This window comes from Symbiopectobacterium sp. (assembly GCF_051710365.1).
In the GTDB taxonomy this organism is placed as follows: domain Bacteria; phylum Pseudomonadota; class Gammaproteobacteria; order Enterobacterales; family Enterobacteriaceae; genus Symbiopectobacterium.
Genome location: NZ_JBPETA010000159.1, coordinates 1 through 6,756, shown reverse-complemented (window position 1 = coordinate 6,756; position 6,756 = coordinate 1). Strand labels below are relative to the sequence as shown.

Annotated in this window: 6 protein-coding genes and 2 pseudogenes; 5 read left to right on the top strand and 3 right to left on the bottom strand. The window is 49.0% G+C overall.

What is annotated here, in order from left to right:
- Positions 1-181: 181 nt before the first annotated feature.
- Together ACTBDZ_RS13370 and ACTBDZ_RS13365 are read left to right on the top strand one after the other, a co-directional pair.
- Positions 182-811, top strand: a pseudogene (locus tag ACTBDZ_RS13370) (Rpn family recombination-promoting nuclease/putative transposase); the annotation flags it as partial.
- 164 nt (positions 812-975) lie between these two features.
- Positions 976-1,131, top strand: coding sequence for a hypothetical protein (locus ACTBDZ_RS13365; RefSeq protein WP_438815688.1), 156 nt, complete (start codon positions 976-978; stop codon positions 1,129-1,131).
- A gap of 337 nt (positions 1,132-1,468) precedes the next feature.
- Here the strand turns inward: ACTBDZ_RS13365 and gndA are convergent, their stop codons facing one another.
- On the bottom strand, positions 1,469-2,875 hold the full coding sequence (gene gndA / locus ACTBDZ_RS13360; RefSeq protein WP_438815687.1) for an NADP-dependent phosphogluconate dehydrogenase: 1,407 nt from the start codon (positions 2,873-2,875) through the stop codon (positions 1,469-1,471).
- Positions 2,876-3,043: 168 nt separating this feature from the next.
- Positions 3,044-3,946, bottom strand: a complete 903-nt coding sequence (locus ACTBDZ_RS13355) for a sugar phosphate nucleotidyltransferase (RefSeq protein ID WP_438815686.1) — start codon at positions 3,944-3,946, stop codon at positions 3,044-3,046.
- A 189-nt stretch (positions 3,947-4,135) separates the two neighbouring features.
- Here ACTBDZ_RS13355 and rfbA point away from each other — a divergent pair, with 189 nt between their 5' ends.
- The 3 genes from rfbA to rfbD all read left to right on the top strand — a co-directional run bounded on the left by rfbA (position 4,136) and on the right by rfbD (position 6,486).
- A complete protein-coding gene (gene rfbA / locus ACTBDZ_RS13350; RefSeq protein WP_438815685.1) occupies positions 4,136-5,011 on the top strand; it encodes a glucose-1-phosphate thymidylyltransferase RfbA in 876 nt (291 codons plus the stop codon).
- An 84-nt stretch (positions 5,012-5,095) separates the two neighbouring features.
- Positions 5,096-5,632: a dTDP-4-dehydrorhamnose 3,5-epimerase gene (rfbC, locus tag ACTBDZ_RS13345; RefSeq protein ID WP_438815684.1), complete on the top strand. Its 537-nt coding sequence runs from the start codon at positions 5,096-5,098 to the stop codon at positions 5,630-5,632.
- A complete protein-coding gene (gene rfbD, locus ACTBDZ_RS13340) occupies positions 5,629-6,486 on the top strand; it encodes a dTDP-4-dehydrorhamnose reductase (protein WP_438815683.1) in 858 nt (285 codons plus the stop codon). Before rfbC ends, rfbD begins: the two co-directional genes overlap by 4 nt.
- Before the next feature lie 86 nt (positions 6,487-6,572).
- Here the strand turns inward: rfbD and ACTBDZ_RS13335 are convergent.
- A pseudogene (locus ACTBDZ_RS13335) lies at positions 6,573-6,756 on the bottom strand (IS5/IS1182 family transposase); the annotation flags it as partial.

Here is a 6,756-nt window from a genome sequence, read left to right as displayed (position 1 = left end):
ATCATTTTTGCAATACTCAGTTCATCGCACAGTGCAGCGACGAGACCTAAGTGATCAAGGTTACGGATGGTAACGTGGGGAGTACTCATGCTGATTGGTCTGCAAAAAGCAGTAATAAATTCAGAACGTCAGAATACCGTCAAGTCCCGAAAAAAGAAAAATCAGGTGCGGAATGACGGACATAGCATTTCGCCTGATGAGATACGCCATCGCGGCCATGCAGAAGCATCTTGACGCGAAACACAAGACATTACCGCTGGTTATTCCGATACTGTTTTATGCAGGCAGCCCCAGCCCCTATCCATATTCCACCAACTGGTTAGACGGATTCGATCGCCCGGACGTGGCTGAACGGCTTTACAGTACCCCTTTCCCGCTGGTGGATGTAACAGTTATCCCTGATGATGAGATCATGGAGCATCGCAGCATGGCGGCGTTGACCCTGTTGCAAAAGCACATTCGTCAACGCGATCTGGCGGAACTGATGGACAGATTGGTGACGCTGCTGCTAGCGGGTTACATGACCAGACAACAGACGATATCACTGGTAAACTACATGGTAGAGGCGGGAGATGCGTTAGACGTAGAGGCTTTTGTCCGAGAACTGGCATACCGGGTGCCACAGCATGGGGAAGAACTGATGACCATAGCGCAGAGATTAGAGCAAAAGGGCATTGAAAAAGGCATTGAAAAAGGCGGACGCGAAACCATGCTCAAAGTTGTCCGCAATATGCGGCAGAATGGCATGGATGATGTTGCTGTGATGAAATTGACGGGATTGACGAAAGAAGAACTGGCGAAGCTCCGCTAAAAATTGTTTATCAGATAGTAACCGGTTTTCCGAGTATGGGTACATTCTTGCAGAGTGACATGTTGAATGTATTGTTATCTGTTTTAGCAATGCCACATTGACTGATCTGTGGGGGATCATCCTAACAGCAGCTCCGTTGAGTGCTACAGCGTAAGGAAGAACTGATGACCATAGCACAACGGCTTGAACAGAAGGGGATTGAAATAGGCCGACGAGAAGTAATGCTCAAAGTTGTCCGCAACATGCGGCAGAATGGCATGAATGATGTTGTTGTGATGAAATTTACGGGTCTTACTGAAGACGGGTCACGTATTCAATGAGTGTATTGCTACATAGTCTGGCATGCAAAAAAGGTGTTTAAAACCAGCCTGAATGCATGAAGAGAACATAGAGCATGAATACTATTTTTATTGCGGAGCAACACATTGAATACGTGACCGGTTTTTTACACAAGCTTAAAAATAGCAAGATCTCGCTACAATAAACAGAGAAATTGTAAATTACGCTCGTATCAACGTTAACAAAGACGGGTAGCGACAAAAAGGCAATCAATCATAACAGCATGATTAATTTTAATTTAGTGACAAATCACGATGCAAAACGCCGAATGGCAATACTATTCAGCGTTTATTTAATAACGTGATTTTAAGAAATAACTTATTCCAACCACTTGGTGTGGAATACGCCTTCCTTATCAGTACGTTTATAGGTGTGCGCGCCAAAGTAATCGCGCTGCGCCTGGATCAGGTTGGCAGGCAACACCGCTGAGCGATAGCTGTCGTAATAAGCGATGGCCGCAGAGAAAGTTGGTGTCGGGATGCCGTTTTGCACCGCATAGGCAACAACATCACGCAATGCCTGCTGGTAGTCATCGGCCGCTTTCTTAAAGTAAGGTGCCAGCAACAGGTTAGCGATATCCGGCGTTGCCGCGTAGGCATCGGTGATTTTTTGCAGGAACTGGGCGCGGATAATGCAACCGGCACGGAAAATCTTGGCGATTTCACCGTAGTTCAGGTTCCACTGATGCTCTTCTGAAGCCACACGCAACTGTGAGAAACCTTGGGCATAGGAAACAATTTTACCCAGATAGAGCGCACGGCGCACATTCTCGATAAAGGTGGCTTTATCACCGCTAAACGGTTTTGCCTGCGGCCCGGTCAGCACTTTGGACGCAGCAACGCGCTGGTCTTTCAGAGAAGAAATATAGCGCGCAAACACAGATTCGGTGATCAGCGAAAGCGGTTCACCAAGATCGAGCGAGCTTTGGCTGGTCCATTTGCCCGTGCCCTTGTTGGCCGCTTCATCCAAAATCACATCAACCAGATAGTTACCTTCTTCGTCTTTCTTGGTGAAGATATCCTTGGTGATATCGATCAGGTAGCTGCTCAGTTCCCCGGCATTCCATTCAGAGAAGGTTTTTGCTAGTTCATCGTTAGACAGATTTAAGCCGTGTTTCAGCAGTGAATAGGCTTCGGCAATCAGCTGCATATCGCCGTATTCGATGCCGTTGTGTACCATTTTCACGTAGTGACCGGCACCATCCGGCCCGATATAGGTGACGCAGGCTTCGCCTTCGGCGCGGGCGGCAATTTTTTCCAGAATCGGGGCCACCAGCTCATAGGCATCTTTCTGCCCACCCGGCATGATGGAAGGCCCTTTCAGCGCGCCCTCTTCGCCACCGGATACGCCGGTACCGATAAAGTTAAACCCTTCAGCGGAAAGCTCACGGTTACGACGGATAGTGTCCTGGAAGAAAGTGTTACCGCCATCAATGATGATGTCGCCTTTATCCAGATAAGGTTTCAAGGATTCAATCGCTTTGTCCGTGCCTTCGCCCGCTTTTACCATCAACAGAATACGGCGCGGAGATTCCAGAGACGCCACAAATTCTTCAACGGTGTAATAAGGCACCAGTTTTTTGCCGGGGTTTTCGGCCACCACCTCTTCGGTTTTTTCACGAGAGCGGTTGAAAATGGACACAGTGTAACCACGACTTTCGATGTTAAGCGCCAGATTGCGCCCCATCACCGCCATACCCACCACGCCAATTTGCTGTTTGGACATTAAAGCAACTCCTGTCTGAAGGATAACCTGCCTGTATCACGACGACGACAGACACGCAAAAGCAGGCGGATATGGTAACTCAGCTTAAGGCATGTGGATAGTGATAGGTCTAAAGAAGAGAAAAGCCCCGCACGATGGCAGGGCTTAGTAGCAAGGAATCAATGCCAATTATTTATTCAACAATTCTTTGATGCTGGCTTTAAACGCATCGCCAAACTCAGGATTACGCAACCCATATGCGACAAATGCCTGCATGTAACCCAGCTTGCGCCCACAGTTAAAGCTGCGGCCTGCCATCTGCACCGCATCTACCTGATGATTTTGCTCAATCAGTTCGGCAATGGCATCAGTCAGTTGGATACGCCCCCAGACACCGGCAGGCGTTTTTTCCAGAATAGACCAGGCATCAGCAGACAGTACATAACGGCCGACCGCCGATAAATCAGACCCTTCTTCCGGCGGCACTTCCGGTTTTTCGATCATGGAAGTGATAACTGCTGCGTCACCTGCGTGGTTAAGCGGCTTTTCACACTCCACGACGGAGTATTCTGGCAACACTTCATAAGGACGATGTTTTACCAATACCTGACTGTGACCCGTTTCTTCAAAACGCGCAATCAACTGTGCCAGATTCTCTTTACTCTGATCTGCACTGGCTTCATCCATCACCACATCCGGCAACACCACCACAAACGGGTTGTTGCCTACGATAGGACGCGCGCAGTTGATGGCATGGCCCAGCCCCAGCGTTTCGCCCTGGCGCACGTTCATAATAGTCACGCCCTTAGGACAGATGGCTTGCACATCGGCCAGCAATTGGCGTTTTTGTCGCTCTTCCAGCAAAGACTCCAGCTCGAAAGAGGTATCGAAGTGGTTTTCAATGGCGTTTTTCGAAGCGTGCGTAACCAGCACAATCTCTTTAATACCCGCATTGACGCACTCGTTAACGATTTTCTCGATTACCGGGCGATCAACCAACGGCAGCATCTCTTTTGGGATTGCTTTTGTTGCCGGCAGCAGGTTCATACCCAGCCCGGCGACGGGGATAATCGCTTTCAATGTTGTTGCCATGCATTAACTCTCTTGTTATCCGTTGTCATTCTTCTGCCATCATAACGTGGCTGTGAGAATAAGGTTACACCCAATTACTCACAACGCTACCTGAAAGGCGTAACTATTCTTATAGTTCAGGCAATTCCGCATCAATTATTGTATGATGACTACCTGCTACTTCAAGTATCCACAGTAAAGGTTAAAACAATGAAAGGCATCGTATTGGCAGGCGGTTCTGGCACCAGACTTTACCCCATCACCCGTGGCATATCGAAGCAACTACTGCCCATCTATGACAAACCTATGGTGTATTACCCGCTCTCTGTGCTGATGTTGGCAGGCATTCAGGATATCTTGATTATCAGTACCCCTGAAGACCTTCCCTCATTCCAACGCCTGTTAGGTGATGGCAGCCATTTTGGCATCAACCTCAGCTATGCGGAGCAGCCGAGCCCGGACGGGCTGGCTCAAGCGTTCATCATCGGTGAAGAGTTTATTAACGGTGAGCGTTGTGCATTGATTTTGGGTGACAATATCTATTTTGGCCAGAGCTTCGGTAAAAAGCTGGAAAGTGCGGTAGCGCAGGAACAAGGCGCAACGGTGTTTGGTTATCAGGTGACCGACCCAGAGCGCTTTGGCGTAGTGGAGTTTGATGCCGATTTCAAAGCCCTCTCGATTGAAGAGAAACCGCTTAAGCCCAAATCTAGCTGGGCGGTGACAGGGCTCTATTTTTATGACAATAACGTAGCCGAAATGGCTAAGCAGGTTAAACCTTCCGCACGCGGTGAATTAGAAATCACTACGCTCAACCAGATGTATCTGGAGCAAGGCACGCTCAACGTAGAACTGCTGGGCCGGGGTTTTGCCTGGCTGGATACCGGCACCCATGATAGCCTGATTGAAGCCTCTCAGTTTATTCACACCATCGAAAAGCGTCAGGGGATGAAGGTAGCGTGTCTGGAAGAAATTGCCTTCCGCAAAGGTTGGATCTCACGTGAGCTGGTGGCTCAAGAAGCCCAATTGCTAAGTAAAACCCAATATGGGCAGTATCTGGCGCGACTGATTGAAGAATTCCAGCAGTAACTGACATCCGTCATCCTCAGCGTATACCGAGGATCTCGAGCAGGATAAACTCACATTCAACCTATTACTTATTAAAAAAACACTATGCAAGTTATCGATACCCCTATTTATGGTGCAAAAGTTATTCAGCCTAAAGTCTTTGGTGATGCACGAGGATTTTTTTTAGAAACGTTTGAGAAAAATCGTTACCAGCAAATGCTGAACATCGAGTTGGATTTTGTGCAGGATAACCACTCACGCTCCAGTAAAGGTGTGTTGCGCGGGCTGCATTTCCAGAAAACACGCCCACAGGGCAAACTGGTGCGCGTAGTGCGTGGTGAAGTTTATGATGTAGTGGTCGACATTCGACGAGATTCCCCCAGTTATGGCAAGTGGTTTGGCACGCTTTTAACCGAAGAGAATAAAACGCAGTTTTGGCTACCACCTGGACTGGCACATGGCTTTGTCGTGCTCTCAGACATCGCAGATTTTGAATATAAATGCACAGAATATTATCAACCTTCTGATGAAGGGTGCCTGCTGTGGAACGATCCGGATTTAGGGATTGAATGGCCGTTGGAATCGCCACTGCTTTCAGAAAAAGACAAACTGGGCAAATGCTTCAAGGAGTTGGACAGATGAAAGTGCTATTGACCGGCGCAAACGGCCAACTTGGCCGCTGCTTTCAGGATAGGCTACCCGCCGGTTGGCAAATTCTTGCCCCTGACTCTGCCGAACTGGATATCACCGATCTGGATAAAATCACGGCTGCTGTAACCGCCTTCAAACCCGATGCGATTGTTAATGCCGCAGCCTATACCGCAGTGGATAAAGCAGAAAGCGAAGTGGAATTGGCAGAACGCATTAACGCCGCTGGCCCGGCTCATCTGGCAAGTGTTGCCACTCAACACGGCATTCGTTTGGTGCACGTTTCAACCGATTACGTTTTCGATGGTAACGCCAGCGCGCCCTACTCCGAAGAAAGCCCGACCAATCCGCTCAGCGTGTATGGCATCACCAAATTGGCGGGTGAGCGCGCCGTTAGCGCAACTGCACCTGACGCGATTATCGTGCGCACAGCCTGGGTGTTTAGCGAATACGGCAATAACTTCGTGAAAACCATGCTGCGTTTAGGCAAAGAACGGGATGCACTAAGCATTGTTGGCGACCAGCGCGGCTGCCCCACCTATGCGGGTGATTTGGCGCAGGCGATTATTGCACTGCTACAACAAAATGCCGCTGGCGGAATCTATCATTACGCCGGTGATAAAGAAGTGAGTTGGTTTGAGTTTGCTCAAGCTATCTTTTTTGTCGCGGTGCAGAAAGCGGTGCTAAGTAAAGCGCCAACGCTCAAACCTATTACCACAGCGCAATACCCCACCCCTGCGCACCGCCCTGCCTACTCGACGCTTTCTGGAGAAAAAATCAAAGCGTTAGGCATTACATTATCTGACTGGCAAGGTGCGTTAAAGAAAACCATTCAGCCTATTGGCTAACCGAGTTGCTCTTACCCGGTCAACTACACGCTGGCTTTGTTGAATAAATCAGAACTTGTAACGACTGTGCCCCATCGGGTCGATTGTTACGTGATGCGAATACTGTTCGGCATTCCTAATAGCGTGATCCGGTTAAGCGCTTTAACCATCGCCATGGCTTCACCCACCTGAGCATCGTAGTCACGCAGACTTAGATGACCACCCAGAAGCGTTTTGAACCGGAACATGGCCGTTTCAGCCACTGAGCGTCGGTGATAGCCCACTTTCTTT